This window comes from Streptomyces sp. NPDC051907, from assembly GCF_040681075.1.
Taxonomy (GTDB): Bacteria; Actinomycetota; Actinomycetes; order Streptomycetales; family Streptomycetaceae; genus Streptomyces.
Genome location: NZ_JBFAYB010000136.1, coordinates 1 through 16,365 on the forward strand (window position 1 = coordinate 1; position 16,365 = coordinate 16,365).

At 71.4% G+C, this 16,365-nt stretch carries 13 protein-coding genes and 1 pseudogene; 12 read left to right on the top strand and 2 right to left on the bottom strand.

Annotated elements, in window-relative coordinates; all coding sequences use genetic code 11:
• Positions 1 to 269 precede the first annotated feature (269 nt).
• The 10 genes and pseudogenes from AB0M39_RS38340 (at position 270) to era (ending at position 11,391) form a co-directional block, all read left to right on the top strand.
• Positions 270 to 1,562 (top strand): annotated as a pseudogene (locus AB0M39_RS38340) (glucarate dehydratase family protein).
• A gap of 177 nt (positions 1,563 to 1,739) precedes the next feature.
• Entirely contained in the window at positions 1,740 to 2,846 is a 1,107-nt protein-coding gene (locus AB0M39_RS38345) for a PfkB family carbohydrate kinase (protein WP_365372698.1), read from the top strand.
• 252 nt (positions 2,847 to 3,098) lie between these two features.
• On the top strand, positions 3,099 to 4,124 hold the full coding sequence (locus tag AB0M39_RS38350) for a PhoH family protein (protein WP_365372701.1): 1,026 nt from the start codon (positions 3,099 to 3,101) through the stop codon (positions 4,122 to 4,124).
• A gap of 12 nt (positions 4,125 to 4,136) precedes the next feature.
• Complete coding sequence (ybeY, locus tag AB0M39_RS38355) at positions 4,137 to 4,634, top strand: rRNA maturation RNase YbeY (RefSeq protein WP_365372703.1); 498 nt, start codon at positions 4,137 to 4,139, stop codon at positions 4,632 to 4,634.
• Positions 4,631 to 5,953: a hemolysin family protein gene (locus AB0M39_RS38360; RefSeq protein WP_365372707.1), complete on the top strand. Its 1,323-nt coding sequence runs from the start codon at positions 4,631 to 4,633 to the stop codon at positions 5,951 to 5,953. The genes ybeY and AB0M39_RS38360 overlap by 4 nt, the downstream gene beginning before the upstream one ends.
• Before the next feature lie 193 nt (positions 5,954 to 6,146).
• Positions 6,147 to 6,881: a hypothetical protein gene (locus tag AB0M39_RS38365; protein WP_365372710.1), complete on the top strand. Its 735-nt coding sequence runs from the start codon at positions 6,147 to 6,149 to the stop codon at positions 6,879 to 6,881.
• A 272-nt stretch (positions 6,882 to 7,153) separates the two neighbouring features.
• Positions 7,154 to 7,507 (top strand): cytidine deaminase, encoded by a 354-nt coding sequence (locus AB0M39_RS38370; protein ID WP_365372713.1) that lies wholly within the window; start codon positions 7,154 to 7,156, stop codon positions 7,505 to 7,507.
• Between the two features lie 364 nt (positions 7,508 to 7,871).
• Positions 7,872 to 9,221 (top strand): beta-xylosidase, encoded by a 1,350-nt coding sequence (locus AB0M39_RS38375; protein ID WP_365372715.1) that lies wholly within the window; start codon positions 7,872 to 7,874, stop codon positions 9,219 to 9,221.
• 245 nt (positions 9,222 to 9,466) lie between these two features.
• On the top strand, positions 9,467 to 10,423 hold the full coding sequence (locus AB0M39_RS38380) for a DUF916 domain-containing protein (RefSeq protein WP_365372717.1): 957 nt from the start codon (positions 9,467 to 9,469) through the stop codon (positions 10,421 to 10,423).
• A gap of 20 nt (positions 10,424 to 10,443) precedes the next feature.
• Positions 10,444 to 11,391, top strand: a complete 948-nt coding sequence (gene era, locus AB0M39_RS38385) for a GTPase Era (protein WP_365372720.1) — start codon at positions 10,444 to 10,446, stop codon at positions 11,389 to 11,391.
• Positions 11,392 to 11,605: 214 nt separating this feature from the next.
• Here era and AB0M39_RS38390 read toward each other — a convergent pair whose 3' ends face one another.
• Both AB0M39_RS38390 and AB0M39_RS38395 read right to left on the bottom strand, forming a co-directional pair.
• Positions 11,606 to 11,872 (bottom strand): protealysin inhibitor emfourin, encoded by a 267-nt coding sequence (locus AB0M39_RS38390; protein WP_365372723.1) that lies wholly within the window; start codon positions 11,870 to 11,872, stop codon positions 11,606 to 11,608.
• Positions 11,873 to 12,068: 196 nt separating this feature from the next.
• Entirely contained in the window at positions 12,069 to 13,133 is a 1,065-nt protein-coding gene (locus tag AB0M39_RS38395; RefSeq protein WP_365372726.1) for a M4 family metallopeptidase, read from the bottom strand.
• A gap of 294 nt (positions 13,134 to 13,427) precedes the next feature.
• On the opposite strand from AB0M39_RS38395, the gene leuA reads away from it, so the two are divergent.
• Together leuA and AB0M39_RS38405 are read left to right on the top strand one after the other, a co-directional pair.
• A complete protein-coding gene (gene leuA / locus AB0M39_RS38400; protein ID WP_365372729.1) occupies positions 13,428 to 15,227 on the top strand; it encodes a 2-isopropylmalate synthase in 1,800 nt (599 codons plus the stop codon).
• A gap of 229 nt (positions 15,228 to 15,456) precedes the next feature.
• Positions 15,457 to 16,149 carry a TerB family tellurite resistance protein gene (locus AB0M39_RS38405; RefSeq protein ID WP_365372732.1) on the top strand — a complete coding sequence of 231 codons (693 nt, stop codon included), beginning with the start codon at positions 15,457 to 15,459 and terminating at the stop codon, positions 16,147 to 16,149.
• Positions 16,150 to 16,365: the final 216 nt, after the last annotated feature.

The following is a 16,365-nucleotide window of genomic DNA, read 5'->3' on the forward strand; positions in this document are numbered from 1 at the left end:
GCGGGGCTTGGTTTGCGCCTCAATCGCCGGCGGGGCTGATTGTGTGCGGCTCCGTCCGGGGAAACTCAGCCCGTCCGGCGATTGAGGACACGCCCGTAGGGCGTACGGGGGCGTAGCCCCCCGGGGCGACGGTGACGTGCCTTGTGCGGGCGGCCCGCGGGGCTCCGCCCCGGACCCCGCGCCTCAAACGCCGGCGGGGCTGGATTCGCCAGCCCGTCCGGCGAACCTGCAATCTCGTACATGTACGTCATCTCTGTAGGCGAGACAGCATGCGCAGCCTCGCCATCCTCGACGTACGGCTCACGCCCGTCCTCGTCAGCGACCCGCCGCTGCTCAACGTGCAGGGCGTGCACCAGCCGTACACCCCGCGTCTGGTCGTCGAGGTCGACACCGCGGGCGGGGTCACGGGCGTCGGCGAGACCTACGGCGACACGAAGTACCTGGAGCTGGCGCGGCCGTACGCCGAGCTGCTGCCGGGGCGGTCCGTCGCCGAGGTCAACGGACTGTTCGAGCTCGCCGAGCGGATCGGCATCGCCGCAGAGCGGGTCGACGGCGCCCTCGACGTCGGCGGGCTGCGCGGTGCCCAGACCGCCGACAAGCTGCGGCTCTCCGTCGTCTCCGCCTTCGAGGTGGCGTGCCTGGACGCGCTGGGCCAGACGTACGGACAGCCCGTCCACGCCCTCCTCGGCGGGAAGGTCCGCGACCGGGTCGAGTACAGCGCGTATCTCTTCTACCGCTGGGCCGAGCACCCCGAGGGCGGTGAGCGGGACGACTGGGGCGAGGCCCTCGACCCGGCGGGGATCGTGGCCCAGGCGCGGCGCCTCGTGCGCGAGCACGGCTTTAGGTCCTTCAAGCTCAAGGGCGGCGCCTTCGAGCCCGCGCGGGACGTCGCCGCGATCAGGGCGCTGGCCGAGGCGTTCCCCGGGCGTCCGCTGCGGCTCGACCCCAACGGCGGCTGGACGGCCGAGACTTCGCTGCGAGTCGCCCGCGAGCTGGCGGACGTGCTGGAGTAGCTGGAGGACCCCGCGCCCGGGACCGCCGCCATGGCCGAGGTCTCCGCGGGCACGGACGTCCCCCTCGCCACCAACATGTGCGTGACCGCCTTCCCGGAGATCCGCGAGGCCTTCCTGAAGGACGCGGTCCAGGTGGTCCTCGGCGACCACCACTACTGGGGAGGGCTGCGCAACACCCGCGAACTCGCCGCGATCTGCCGCGCGTTCGGGGTCGGCCTGTCCATGCACTCCAACACCCATATGGGCATCAGCCTCGCCGCGATGACCCATGTCGCGGCGACCGTCCCCAACCTGGACTACGCCTGCGACAGCCACTACCCGTGGCAGACCGACGACGTGATCACCGCCCGCCATGTCTTCAGCGAGGGATCGCTAAGGGTCCCTGACGCGCCCGGACTGGGCGTGGCGCTCGACCGCGACAGGCTGGCCGCGCTGCACCGCCGCTGGCTGGACGACGACGGCACGATGCGCGACCGCGACGACGCAGCGGCGATGCGGAAGGCGAAGGGGTACGAGCAGTGGACCGCGCCGGCGCTCCCGCGCTGGTGAGCGCCACCCCTTCCGCGCTGGCGAGATCTGCGCTGCTGAGAGGGGTACGGGCGGGCCGGCCCGGCGCGCGCCTTGGCCGCCGGCGAGGGCGGCGGGCGCCGGGAGGCCGTGAGTCGCCCCCCTCGCCCCCGTCATCAGGCACACTGGCCTGACCTGCACCACGTACGGGAGCGCACGGTGATCACTCGAAACGGTGAGCGACCAGAGCACGCCGCCTGCCTGGACCCCCTCGCGGCTCTGCGCGCCCCGGACGATCCGGACTGCGACGTCTACCTCACCGGGAACGTCTTCCTCGACATCATCTTCACCGGCCTCGACTCCGCCCCCGTCCGCGGCACCGAGTCCTGGGCCCGCGGCATGGGGTCCAGCCCCGGCGGGGTCGCCAACATGGCCACCGCCCTCGCCCGGCTCGGCCTGCGGACCTCGCTCGCCGCCGCGTTCGGCGACGACCACTACGGCGAGTACTGCTGGGACGCCCTCGAACAGGGCGAGGGCATCGACCTGTCCTTCTCCCGCACAGTGCCCGGCTGGCACTCCCCGGTCACCGTCTCCATGGCGTACGAGGGCGAGCGCACGATGGTCTCCCACGGCCACGAGGCCCCGCCCACCGAGCCCGCCCCCGACTGCCCGCCGCCCGCCCGCGCCGCCATCGCCTCGCTCCAGCCGGGGCGCGCCGAGTGGATCGGGCAGGCCGCCCGCAAGGGGGCCCGCGTCTTCGCCGACGTCGGCTGGGACGAGTCCGGCCGCTGGGACCCGCACGACCTCGCCGACCTCGAGCACTGCGAGGCCTTCCTCCCCAACGCCGAGGAGGCCATGCGCTACACCCGCACCGACTGCCCGCGCGCCGCCGCCCGCGCCCTGACCGAGAAGGTCCCCGTCGCCGTGGTGACCCTGGGCGCCGAGGGCGCGTACGCCGTGGACGGCGCCACCGGCGAGAGCGCGCAGGTCCCGGCCATCGAGGTGGAGGCGCTGGACCCGACCGGGGCCGGGGACGTGTTCGTGGCGGGCTTCGTCACCGGCACGCTCGCCGGCTGGCCGCTCGCCGACCGGCTCGCCTTCGCCGGGCTGACCGCCGCGCTCTCGGTGCAGGAGTTCGGCGGCTCGCTCTCCGCGCCGGGCTGGTCGGAGATCGCGGCCTGGTGGCAGTACGTGCAGGGCTGCGACCAGCAGGACCCGGCCGCCCTGCGCCGGTACGCCTTCCTGGAGTCGCTGCTGCCCGCGCCGAGCCGCGCCTGGCCCCTGCCCAGGGCCGTGCCGACCATCGGCTTCGGCCGCTCCGCCTGAGCGTCCGGGCGCTCCCCGTGAGCGCTCCGGCCGGGCCGCCGGTCTGCCTCGGGCCCGGCCTCAGGCCCCGCCGCCGGTCTGCCTCAGGCCCGCCTCACGCCAGGTCGCCAGGTCTGTCGCGGGCCCCCCGCCGGCCCTCCCGCGGAAAAGCCTTCGGTCTTGTCACTGCCAGGTCGTACGCTGGTGTCCCAGAGGTTGTCGAGCAGCGAGAACCCTGCAACGGGAGGTATGTGCAGGCCAGAGAGCCGGCCCATGACTCAGACACCCACAGCCCAGACCCCCGCGCCGGGGCAGGCGCGAGCCCACTTCACCGTCCCCGCCAAGCATCCGATGGTGACGATCCTGGGTTCGGGTGACGCCCTCCTGCGCGTGATCGAGAAGGCCTTCCCGGCGGCCGACATCCATGTCCGGGGCAATCAGGTGAGCGCGGTCGGCGATGCGACGGACGTCGCGCTGATCCAACGCCTGTTCGACGAGATGATGCTCGTGCTCCGCACCGGGCAGCCGATGACGGAGGACGCGGTGGAACGCTCGATCGCCATGCTCAGGGCGAACGGCCAGGCAGACGCCGGGACCGAGACTCCGGCGGAGGTGCTCACCCAGAACATCCTCTCCTCCCGTGGCCGCACCATCCGCCCCAAGACGCTCAACCAGAAGCGGTACGTCGACGCGATCGACAAGCACACGATCGTCTTCGGCATCGGCCCCGCGGGCACCGGCAAGACCTATCTGGCCATGGCCAAGGCGGTGCAGGCCCTGCAGTCCAAGCAGGTCAACCGCATCATCCTGACCCGTCCCGCGGTCGAGGCGGGCGAGCGCCTCGGCTTCCTGCCGGGCACGCTCTACGAGAAGATCGACCCGTATCTGCGTCCGCTGTACGACGCGCTGCACGACATGGTCGACCCCGACTCGATCCCGCGTCTGATGGCCGCGGGCACGATAGAGGTCGCGCCGCTGGCCTATATGCGCGGCCGCACGCTCAACGACGCGTTCATCATCCTCGACGAGGCGCAGAACACCAGCGCCGAGCAGATGAAGATGTTCCTGACCCGTCTCGGCTTCGACTCGAAGATCGTCGTCACCGGCGACGTCACCCAGGTCGACCTGCCGGGCGGGACCAAGAGCGGGCTGCGCCAGGTCCAGGGCATCCTGGAGGGCGTCGAGGACGTCCACTTCTCCCGGCTCACGAGCCAGGATGTCGTCCGGCACAAGCTCGTCGGCCGTATCGTCGACGCGTACGAGAAGTACGACGGTCAAAACGGTCAAAACGGGAAGTAGTCACAGCGCGCCATGTCGATCGACGTCAACAACGAGTCCGGAACCGAGGTCGACGAGCAGGCGATCCTCGAGGTCGCCCGCTATGCGCTCGCGCGGATGCGCATCCACCCGCTCTCCGAGCTCTCGGTGATCGTCGTGGACGAAGAGGCCATGGAGCAGCTGCACATCCAGTGGATGGACCTGCCCGGTCCGACGGATGTCATGTCCTTCCCGATGGACGAGCTGCGTCCGCCGGTCAAGGACGCCGAGGAGCCCCCGCAGGGGCTCCTCGGCGACATCGTGCTCTGCCCCGAAGTGGCGAAGAAGCAGGGCGAAGAGGCCCCGACGCAGCACTCCATGGACGAGGAGCTCCAGCTTCTGACGGTCCATGGGGTGCTGCATCTGCTGGGGTACGACCATGAGGAGCCGGACGAGAAAGCCGAGATGTTCGGGCTCCAGGCCGCGATCGTCGACGGCTGGCGGGCGGAGAGGGGCCTGAGCGGTCCGTCCCCGGCGCCGACCGTCTCATGACCGCCCAACTGATCTTCGGCGCGGTCCTGCTGGTCGTCGTCGCCTGGCTGGCGGCGTGCGCGGAGGCGGGCATCGCCCGCGTCTCCAGCTTCCGCGCCGCCGAGGCCGTGCGCTCCGGCCGTCGGGGCGGCGCCAAGCTGGAGCAGGTCGCCGCCGACCCGACCCGCTATCTCAACGTCGCCCTGCTGGTGCGGGTGTCCTGCGAGATGGCGGCGGGCGTGCTGGTGACGTACGCCTGCCTGGAGGAGTTCCAGGAGACTTGGGCGGCCCTGCTGGTCGCCATCGCGGTGATGGTGCTCGTGTCGTACGTCGCCGTCGGCGTGTCGCCGCGCACCATCGGCCGTCAGCACCCCCTGAACACGGCGACGGCTTCGGCGTACGTCCTGCTGCCGCTGGCCCGGATCATGGGCCCGATCCCGCAGCTGCTGATCCTGCTGGGCAACGCGCTCACTCCCGGAAAGGGCTTCCGCAAGGGGCCGTTCGCGAGCGAGGCGGAGCTGCGGGCGATGGTCGACCTCGCCGAGCAGGAGTCGCTGATCGAGGACGACGAACGGCGCATGGTCCACTCGGTCTTCGAGCTCGGCGACACCCTGGTGCGCGAGGTGATGGTGCCGCGCACCGACCTGGTCTGCATCGAGCGGTACAAGACGGTCCGGCAGGCGCTGACGCTGGCGCTGCGCTCGGGTTTCTCGCGCATCCCGGTGACCGGCGAGAACGAGGACGACATCGTCGGCATCGTGTATCTCAAGGACCTCGTCCGCAAGACGCACATCAACCGCGACGCGGAGGCGGACCTGGTCTCCACCGCGATACGGCCCGCGGTGTTCGTGCCCGACACGAAGAACGCGGGCGATCTGCTGCGCGAGATGCAGCAGAAGCGCAACCACGTCGCGGTGGTGATCGACGAGTACGGCGGCACGGCCGGGATCGTGACGATCGAGGACATCCTGGAGGAGATCGTCGGCGAGATCACCGACGAGTACGACCGTGAACTGCCCCCGGTCCAGGAGCTGGACGGAGACCGCTTCCGGGTGACCGCGCGCCTCGACATCGGCGACCTCGGCGAGCTCTACGGCCTGGACGAGCTCGACGACGAGGACGTGGAGACGGTCGGCGGCCTCCTCGCCAAGGCGCTGGGCCGGGTGCCCATCGCGGGCGCCTCCGCCGTGGTGGACCTCCCCGACGGCCGCGCCCTGCGCCTGACGGCGGAGTCCCCGGCGGGCCGCCGGAACAAGATTGTGACCGTCCTGGCGGAGCCGGCGGTTCCGCAGCCGCCGGAGGCACAGAAGCCCAGGCTGGAGCGCCGGGACGCGGACTGAGGGGCTGTGCGGGCCGCCTGGCGGGCTCGGTGCGCGGGCGTCTGAGCCCCTGTCACCGCCCCGGCGGGCGGCCCGGGCTCCGGCGGCCCGAATGCCAGTGCGGGGAATCCGCGGAATCTGTGTATTCTCTGCCCGTCACAGGGGAGGGGGGAAGCTCCCCATGCTTAGTTCGATTTAGGGGAGTACCAACCTCATGCGTACCCGTATGCGCCGCGGCGTTGCCGCCGCACTCACCGCGTCCGCGCTCTGCCTCACCGCGGTGGCCTGTGGCGGCGACGACGAGAAGAAGTCCTCGTCCTCCGCCAAGGGCGACGACAAGGGCAAGGGCGAGGCCGCGGAGAAGCCGGCGCTCAAGGCGCTGACCGCCGCGCAGCTCCAGGCCTCGACCCTCGAGGTCAAGGACCTGCCGAAGGGCTGGAAGGCCGAGAAGGCGACCGACGACACCGAGCCGGCGCCCAAGGCGAGCAAGCCCGAGTGCCAGCCGATCGCGGGCATGATGTCCGGCAAGATCGACGGCGCCACGATGGGCAAGTCCGCGGACTTCGTCACCGAGGGCACCGCCACCGCGCTGAGCACGCACGCCTTCACCTTCGACGGCAACGGCGCGGCCGACTACACCAAGGCCGTCGGCGACGCGCTCGACAAGTGCACCACCGTCACCTTCACCTCGGACGGCGAGAAGACCGACATCGCGATCGCGAAGCTGCCGGCCGCTCCGAAGGTCGCCGAGGAGTCGCACGCCTTCCGTATGACGATGAAGATCGCCGAGCTGGACGTGGAGGTCAAGGTCGACCTGCTGGTCGCCCGCCAGGGCTCCGGCATCTCGCGCTCCGCGTTCATCCCGGGCGAGGACCCGAAGGGCGACACGATCTTCGCCGACATCGCCAAGCGCGCCGGCGACAAGCTCGTCAAGGGTGCCTCCAGCTGACCTCGGTCGCCTGGCTCGCCCCGGTGAGCCGGTTCGCTGAGACGGCTGCGGCCGGCTCGACGTACTTCGGTCGGCTCGACGACGGTCAGCTCGACTGCGTCGGTCGGCTCGACGGACCGGCTCGCCACGGCGCCCGCGGGAGACCCGCGGCGCCCGCGTAGACCTCAGTGCTCGCGAGGATGCTCGCGAGCGCGAAGACGCATCGAAAAGGCGGAGGCCCCCGTGCGGGGCCTCCGCCCTTTCGCGTTCCCGGGCCGAACTATCCTCGGGGCATGACGCAGAGCACCGACCTCGGGCCCGAGGACCGCAAGATCATCACCCTGGCGCGCAGCGCTCGCGCCCGCAACGCCGTGCCCGAGGGCGCGGCCGTACGGGACGAGACGGGGCGTACGTACGTCGCCGGGACCGTGGCCCTGGACTCGCTCAAGCTCAGCGCCCTGCAGACGGCGGTCGCCATGGCGGTCGCGAGCGGCGCGCAGTCGCTGGAGGCGGCCGCGCTGGTCTCCGAGGCGGACGAGCCGTCGGCGCCGGACCGCGCGGCGGTGCGGGACCTGGGCGGCGACGCCGCGGTGATCCTGCTGGCCGGCCCGGACGGCGCGCTCAAGTCCTCGACGCCCGCGGGCTGACGCCCTCGACGCCCGCAGGCTGAGCGGCCGTCGTCGACGCGCCCGCTCCGTCGACGACGGTCGTCGGCGCCGCAGTGAGCTGTGAGGCGGCCGCCGCGAAGTCGCCGGGGCCCCTCGCCTCCGCCCGAGGCCGCCGAGGCCTCTGACGCCCCCGGGCGATCCATGAGTCTGACACCGACCGGCGTCACCTTTGCGGTGGCGCCGGTTCCCCTTTTGGCCTGCGGAAACGCGGATCTTGACAGTATCTGATGGGTCATCAGACAGTGCTTTTCGATGGCATTGACTTCTCATCGCCCCCGGCCGTCAATGGCCCCCTGCCGCCGCGGAAGAGCCGCCGCGTCCGCACTCATGAGAAGGGGCAATCATGATTCCAGTCGCCCGAAGACCCCATGGGTCCGCCGGCCGCAGGCGACGGTGGACCGCCGCGCTGGGGGCCCTCGCCCTGGCCGTGGGCACGGCGTCGCTCGCCGCGCCCGCACACGCCGCGACCGCCGCCTCCACGCCGGTGGACTTCGCCACCCGCTGTGTGCCGCCGCCCATCGCCGGCATACCGCCCATCACCGGCACCACGACCGCGGAGATCACCGTCGACAAGGCCGCGGCCAAGGTCGGCGACACCGTCACGGTCACGTACACCGTCGTCAAGCCCGCCGCCAGCAACCCCGTCGACCTCGCGCTGCCGGCCGACATCATGACGCCCACCGGCAAGGTGACCCTCGGCGGCGCGCAGCCCGGCAGCGTCACGGTGACCGGCCCGAAGAAGAACCCGCCCGTCCCGGGCAAGGGAGCGTTCCCCTCGTTCTCGATGACCGGCACGTTCACGGTCACCACGCCCGGCTCGATCACCCTCTCGCCGGGCGACTACAACATCCACACCAGCTACATCATGGAGCTGGACACGCCCTGCACCGTCATCACTCCGCCCGCGCCCGTCTCCGAGACGGTCGTCGCCACGGCCCAGCCCGGGGCCAACGACCGCGCCATCCAGCTCGCGACGGCGTCGGGCAAGCCGGGCGACCAGGTCACCGTCACCGGCGCGAAGTTCACCCCGCTCGCCGACGTCACCGTCGTCGGACGGGCCGGAGCGGCCGAGACGGCGGACAAGACGACCGTCAAGGCCGACGCCAACGGCAGCTTCACCGCGCGGCTCAAGGTCGAGGACAAGGCGACCACCGGCATCGTCGCGTACGAGGGCGCCGCCTGGTCCGACGACAAGGGCGCGGGCCCCGGGGCGTACACCGTGATCGACGACACCCCGCTGCCCGAGAACAGCCAGAAGCTGACCGCCTCGGTCGCGGCCGGCACGCTCTCCATGTCCCAGGCCGGCGACGCCGTCGCGATGTCGGCGGTCGACTTCGGCAAGGGCGGGGCGGCGACCGGCGATCTGAAGACGGTGACGGTCAAGGACTTCCGCGGCGGCCCCGCGGGCTGGTCCCTGACCGGCAAGGTCACCGACTTCACCGGGCCCGGCGGCAAGATCGACGCCGGCAGGCTCGGCTGGACGCCGGCGTGCACGACCAAGCAGGGCAGCCCCAGCACCTGCGCCGCCGGTTCCGCGGGACCGGTCGGCACAGCGGGCGCGACGCTCGCCTCCACCCCGAACGGGGCGGTCACCGGCGGCGAGTTCACGGTGGACGCGAAGGTCTCGCTGGACGTTCCGGCGTTCACCGCGCCCGGCGCGTACTCCGGCGTGCTGACGCTCACGCTCACCTGACGCCCGGCGCCAGGCCGCACGGCTGAGCACCTGGCCGTACGACGAGCACCAGGCCGTACGACGAGGACCGCGGCCAGCAGGCCAGCAGTCCAGGCGTCCGGCAGTTCACGCAGTCCAGCGGTTTCAGCAGTCAACAGCGCACGACAAGCACGGCGGGCCGGGCGCGCACCCGGTCGGCCCGCCTCGTCCCAGGGGTCTTCATGCGCCGACCGCACCACACTCCGCACAGGCGCCGAAGCCTGCTCATGGCCGCCCTCGCCCTGTCCTGGACCCTGCTCCTGGCCGTGCTGCCGCAGGGATACGGGGGAGCGGCCGCCCACGCCGCCGACAACGGCAACTGGTCCGTCTACCCCGCCTCCTCCGAGCTGGGCAGGCGGCCCTACTTCTACCTCTCCGCCGACCCCGGCACGACGCTGACCGACCAGGTCACCGTCAGCAACAAGACGGCCGCCCCGCTGACCTTCCGGCTCTACGCGGCCGACGCGTACAACACCGAGCGGGACGGCGGCTTCGCCGTCCGCACCCGCCAGGAGCAGCAGCGCGGCGTCGGCGCGTGGGCCAAGCCGGACCGCGACAAGGTGACCGTGCCCCCGCACCGCTCGATCACCGTCCCCTACACCCTCACCGTCCCCGAGGGCGCCGAGCCCGGCGACCACCCCGGGGCGATCGTCGCCCTCGACGAGCGGATCGACGCGGGCTCCGGGTCGGTCGCCGTCGGGGTGCAGCAGGCGGTCGGGGCGCGGGTCTATCTGCGGGTGAACGGCCCCACCGTGCCCGCCCTCTCCGTCGAGGACGTCGAGCTCGACCACAGCAAGCCCCTGGTGCCCGGCACCGGCGAGAGCAGTGCTCTGATCTCGTACACCCTGTACAACCGGGGCAACGTCACGCTCAACCCCAAGGTCGCGCTCACGGCGGAGGGCCTGTTCGGGCGCGATCTGCTCGCCCGCGATCTGACGAAGGTCCCCTCGGAGCTGCTGCCGCGCCAGCGCATCCGGCTCACCGAGCGCTGGGCGGGCGCGCCCCAGCTCGAATGGGGCGAAGTACGGCTGACGGCGACCGCGCAGGACGTGCGGGAGTCGGCCACGGCGTCCTTCTTCGCACTGCCCTGGCTGGTCGCCGCGGTCCTGCTGGCGGCCCTCGTGGGGACGGGGGTGTGGGCCAAGGCGAGACGCCGGAGGGAGCGCGTGCTCCGGGACGCCTGAGATCAGGGACAATGGCCCCCATGAGCGCTCGTACTGAAGAGAACAACACCGCCCACCGGGCGGGCTTCGCCTGTTTCGTGGGCCGTCCCAACGCGGGCAAGTCCACCCTCACGAACGCTCTGGTCGGCCAGAAGGTGGCGATCACCTCCAACCGGCCGCAGACCACCCGGCACACCGTGCGCGGCATCGTGCACCGCCCGGACATGAACGCGCAGCTGATCCTGGTGGACACCCCCGGGCTCCACAAGCCGCGCACGCTCCTCGGCGAGCGCCTCAACGACGTCGTGCGCACCACCTGGGCCGAGGTCGACGTCATCGGCTTCTGCCTGCCCGCCGACCAGAAGCTCGGCCCCGGCGACCGGTACATCGCCAAGGAGCTCGCCGGGATCAAGAAGACCCCGAAGGTCGCGATCGTCACCAAGACCGACCTCGTGGACTCCAAGACCCTCGCCGAGCAGCTGATCGCGATCGACCAGCTCGGCAAGGAGCTGGGCATGGAGTGGGCGCAGATCGTGCCGGTCTCGGCGGTCGGCGACAAGCAGGTCCAGCTGGTCGCGGACCTGCTGATCCCGCTGCTGCCGGAGAGCCCGCCGCTGTACCCGGAGGGCGACCTCACGGACGAGCCGGAGCAGGTCATGGTCGCGGAGCTGATCCGCGAGGCGGCGCTGGAGGGCGTGCGGGACGAGCTGCCGCACTCGATCGCGGTCGTCGTCGAGGAGATGCTGCCGCGCGAGGACCGCCCGGCGGACAAGCCGCTGCTGGACATCCACGCGAACGTCTACATCGAGCGCCCCAGCCAGAAGGGCATCATCATCGGCCCGAAGGGCAAGCGCCTCAAAGAGGTCGGCACCAAGTCCCGCAAGCACATCGAGGCGCTGCTGGGCACGCCGGTCTTCCTGGACCTCCATGTGAAGGTCGCCAAGGACTGGCAGCGGGACCCCAAGCAGCTGCGCAAGCTCGGCTTCTGAACGAAGCGCGGGGGCGGGCCGGTGGGCCTGGCTCTGACGCGAGCCTCGGCGGTCGGCCCGGCTCTGTTCGAACTCCGGCCGCCGGCTCCGGCTCGGCGCCCCGACCTCGAATCCCCGCCGTTGGTCCGGGCGGGGGACCGGGCCGCCGTCCCGCATGGACCGGAGGCGATCCTCGGGAGCGCCGTACCGCGTCCCCGAGGCCCGTCGGGAGCCCTCAGGAGCCTTCCTTGAGGACCTGCGAGATCAGCTTCCGCTGCGCCTCGGACAGCCGTGGATCCGAGCAGTAGACCGTCTTCCCGTCCACCGTGATCTGGTAGCTGAACCCGTCCGGCACGCCGATCGGCGGGGTCTGCCGGGAGTCGGCCACCGCCTGCTCGGCCAGGGCATGCCACTCGCCCGCGTCGCCGCGGCCCGCGGTGTCCACCTCCGCGAAGCGCTCGATGCCGGCGAATCCTCCCGTACGCCTTACTTGGATACGCATGGGTCCCGTTCTAATACGAAACGGGCCGGGGCGATAGCGGGCCGCCTCCCGGTCGCCCGTGGCCGCCCGCCCATCGCCCCGCCCTCACATCAGCCGACCTGCGCGGCCGCGACAGCCCCGGCCGCTCACCCGGTCAGCCGTCCGGCCAGTCGTCCGGTCGCTCACCCAGACGCTCGTCCGGTCGGCCGCACCGGCCTCACGCCGTCGGCACCCCGACCTGCGACCACGCCTTCAGCACCGCCTCGTGCGCCTCCCCGTCGCCGTACCGCTCCCGCGCCGCCGCGACCGTCGCCCGGGCGAAGGCGGCGAAGTCCGCGTCGACCGCCAGCCGGCCGCCGGTGAGCGCGTCGAACCAGATCTGCCCGGCCCGCTCCCAGGACTTGCCGCCCAGCTGGGTGGCGAGCAGGTAGAAGGCGTGGTTGGGGATGCCGGAGTTGATGTGGACGCCGCCGTTGTCCCGGCCGGTGTGGACGTAGTCGTCCATCGTGCCGGGCTGCGGGTCCTTGCCGAGCACGTCGTCGTCGTACGCCGTCCCCGGCTCCTTCATCGAGCGCAGGGCCACCCCGGTGACCCGCGGCGCCAGCAGCCCCGCCCCGATCAGCCAGTCCGCCTGGTCCGCGGTCTGGTCCAGGGTGTACTGCTTGACCAGCGAGCCGATCACGTCCGACATCGACTCGTTCAGCGCGCCCGGCTGCCCGAAGTAGCTCAGATTCGCGGTGTACTGCGTCAGACCGTGGGCCAGCTCGTGGGCGATGACGTCGACGGGGATGGAGAAGTCGAGGAAGATCTCGCCGTCTCCGTCGCCGAAGACCATCTGCTCGCCGTCCCAGAAGGCGTTTCCGTAGTTCTCGTCGTAGTGGACGCTCGCGCTCAGCGGCAGGCCCTCGCCGTCGAGCGAGCTGCGCCCGTACGACGACAGCAGCAGCTCGAAGGTCGCGCCGAGGCCCGCGTACACGCGGTTGACCGTGGCGTCCTTGCCCGGGTCGTCGCCCTCGGAGCGGACCTTCGTGCCCGGCAGGTCGGTGCCGTTGGCGCAGTCGTAGATGGTTCGCTTCGGATGGTCGGTCGCCGCGCGCGACGGGGCGAGGGCCGCGGCGCGCACTCCGGCGACCGTGTTCAGCCGACGCCGGGTTCGCTGGGCGGCGTCCGCTTCGAGGGTCCGGCGGGCCGGCTCCGCGACGGCTTGGTCGTCGGCGCGGGCCAGCTTGTCGAGGACATGGGGCGGCACGATGGTGCAGAAAGTGGGATGGAGTTCGTCCATGGCAGGCAATGTGGCACTGGGTCATGACGCTGTCACTAGTTGCCACCATGATTGATGAAATGGAGTGAAGCATCACTGTTTGGCGGACAGTGACCCGCTGTCCCGCATACTGAAACGGGACAGCCAGCCATAGCGTCCCTCGGTTACGCTCCTTCCATCATGCGTTTCGGGCTGCTTCTCCTTAGCTGCCGCGGCGAGGGCCTGTAGTCGAGGCCGACCCCCTCCCCGCGGAGTCTGGTGTTGCGGTGATTCGACCGTCGGCCGTCCCAGCGGACACACGAGGAGCCCCACGCAATGTCTGAAGCGTCCACGCCCGCAGCGACCGTCTCCGAGACCTCCGTCGGGCGCCCCACGCCCGTCACCAACGCGACGCACGCCCAGAAGCCCTCCGGGATGCCGATCCACAAGTACGGCCAGTACGACGCCGTGCACATCCCCGACCGGACCTGGCCCGAGCAGCGGATCACCAAGGCGCCGCGCTGGCTGTCCACCGACCTGCGCGACGGCAACCAGGCCCTGATCGACCCGATGAGCCCCGCCCGCAAGCGCGAGATGTTCGACCTGCTGGTGCGCATGGGCTACAAGGAGATCGAGGTCGGCTTCCCGTCCTCGGGCGACACCGACTTCGCGTTCGTACGCTCCATCATCGAAGAGGGCGCGATCCCCGAGGACGTGACGATCTCCGTCCTGACGCAGGCCCGCGAAGAGCTGATCGAGCGCACCGTCGAGTCGCTGCGCGGCGCGCACCGCGCCACCGTGCACCTGTACAACGCCACCGCCCCCACCTTCCGCCGAGTCGTCTTCCGCGGCTCGAAGGAGGAGGTCAAGCAGATCGCGGTGGACGGCACGCGGCTGGTGATGGAGTACGCCGAGAAGATCCTGGGCCCGGAGACGACCTTCGGCTACCAGTACAGCCCGGAGATCTTCACCGACACCGAGCTGGACTTCGCCCTGGAGGTCTGCGAGGCGGTCTGCGACGTCTGGCAGCCCGAGGAGGGCCGCGAGATCATCCTGAACCTGCCCGCCACGGTGGAGCGTTCGACGCCCTCCACGCACGCGGACCGCTTCGAGTGGATGAGCCGCAACCTGTCCCGCCGCGAGTACGTCTGCCTGTCCGTCCACCCCCACAACGACCGCGGCACCGCGGTCGCCGCGGCCGAGCTGGCGATCATGGCCGGCGCGGACCGCATCGAGGGCTGCCTGTTCGGCCAGGGCGAGCGCACCGGCAACGTCGATCTGGTCACGCTGGGCATGAACCTGTTCTCGCAGGGCGTGGACCCGCAGATCGACTTCTCGCAGATCGACGAGATCCGTCGGACGAGCGAGTACTGCAACCAGATGGAGATCCACCCGCGCCACCCCTACGCGGGCGATCTGGTCTACACGGCCTTCTCCGGCTCCCACCAGGACGCCATCAAGAAGGGCTTCGACGCGCTGGAGGCGGACGCCGCCGCGCAGGGCAGGACCGTCGACGAGATCGAGTGGGCGGTGCCGTACCTGCCGATCGACCCGAAGGACGTCGGCCGCTCCTACGAGGCGGTCATCCGGGTCAACTCGCAGTCGGGCAAGGGCGGAATCGCCTATGTCCTGAAGAACGACCACAAGCTGGACCTGCCGCGCCGGATGCAGATCGAGTTCTCGAAGATCATCCAGGCGAAGACGGACTCCGAGGGCGGCGAGGTCACGCCGAAGGACATCTGGGCGGTCTTCCAGGACGAGTACCTGCCCAACTCCGAGGACGCCGCGGCTCGATGGGGCCGCATCCAGCTGCGTTCCGGCCAGAGCACGACCGACACGGACGGCATCGACACCCTGACCGTCGAGGCGGTCGTGGACGGCGTCGACACCGTGCTGGCCGGCTCCGGCAACGGTCCGATCTCCGCCTTCTTCGAGGCGCTGAACGCGGTCGGCGTGGACGCGCGGCTGCTGGACTACCAGGAGCACACGATGAGCGAGGGCGCCTCCGCGCAGGCCGCGTCGTACATCGAGTGCGCGATCGACGGCAAGGTGCTGTGGGGCATCGGCATCGACGCCAACACCACACGTGCCTCGCTGAAGGCGGTCGTCTCGGCCGTCAACCGCGCGGCGCGCTAGAACCCTCCGACTGTGCCCCCGGCCTCGGCCGGGGGCACAGTCGTGTGCAGGCGTGTGTACGGGGTGTTGCCGCGGGAACACAGGGCGAGGAATCGGCCATGTCCTGGCGTACTGGCGCCGGGGTGCTGACGCGGCATCATCGATGTGGCTAACATCACGTCAACGCGGCAGGGTTGCCGCGGGGGCACCCCGTGCCCGAACGGCTGCGGGGGAGTTACGGAGGTGCGACGTGCTGCCAGCCCGGGGACCATTCGGTCGAAAAGCGCTGGTCTGCGGCGTTCATACCTCCTGGAACACGGTGGGCGACGGGGAGTTCTTCTGCTCGGCCTGCGGAGGCGACCGCAACTACCGCCGCCGCACGGGCCGCCGGCGCTTCACGCTGCTGGGCATCCCGCTGCTGCCGCGGGGCGCGGCGGGGCCGGTCGTCGAATGCGCGGCCTGTCACGCCCACTTCGGCACCGACGCGCTCGACCACCCCACGACCTCCCGCTTCTCCGCGATGCTCCGCGACGCCGTGCACACGGTCGCCCTCGCCGTCCTCGCCTCCGGCGGCACCTCCTCCCGCTCCGTCCGCGAGACGGCGGTCTCCACGGTCCGCGCGGCGGGCCTCGACGACTGCACGGAAGACCAGCTGACGGCCCTGATCGAGGCGCTCGCGGCGGACACGGGCCGCTATGTCACCGACACGAGCCCCTACGGCGCGGCGCTGGCGATCGAACTCCACGAGGCCCTGGAGCCCCTGGCCCCCCACCTGGCCCCGGCGGGCCGCGAGTCGATCCTGACCCAGGGAGCCCGCATCGCCCTGGCGGACGGCCCGTACACCCCGGCGGAACGCGAGGTCCTGACGACGGTGGGCACGGCACTCCAACTCTGCGCAGACGACACGGCCAGACTCCTTGCGGCGGCCCGAACCCCGTTCTAGCCCCCCCAGTCCCCGTCAGCCATACCCAGCCCGCCCGGCAAATCCAGCCCGTCCGGCGTTTGAGGACGTACCCCGAGCCGGGGCCAGGGCACCCCATTCCAGCCCGCCCGGACAACTTCAGCCCGTCCGGCATATCCAGCCCGTCCGGCGCTTGAGGACGGACCCCGAGCTGTCGGGACCGGCAATCTCAGCCCGTCCGGCGCTTGAGGACAGAGC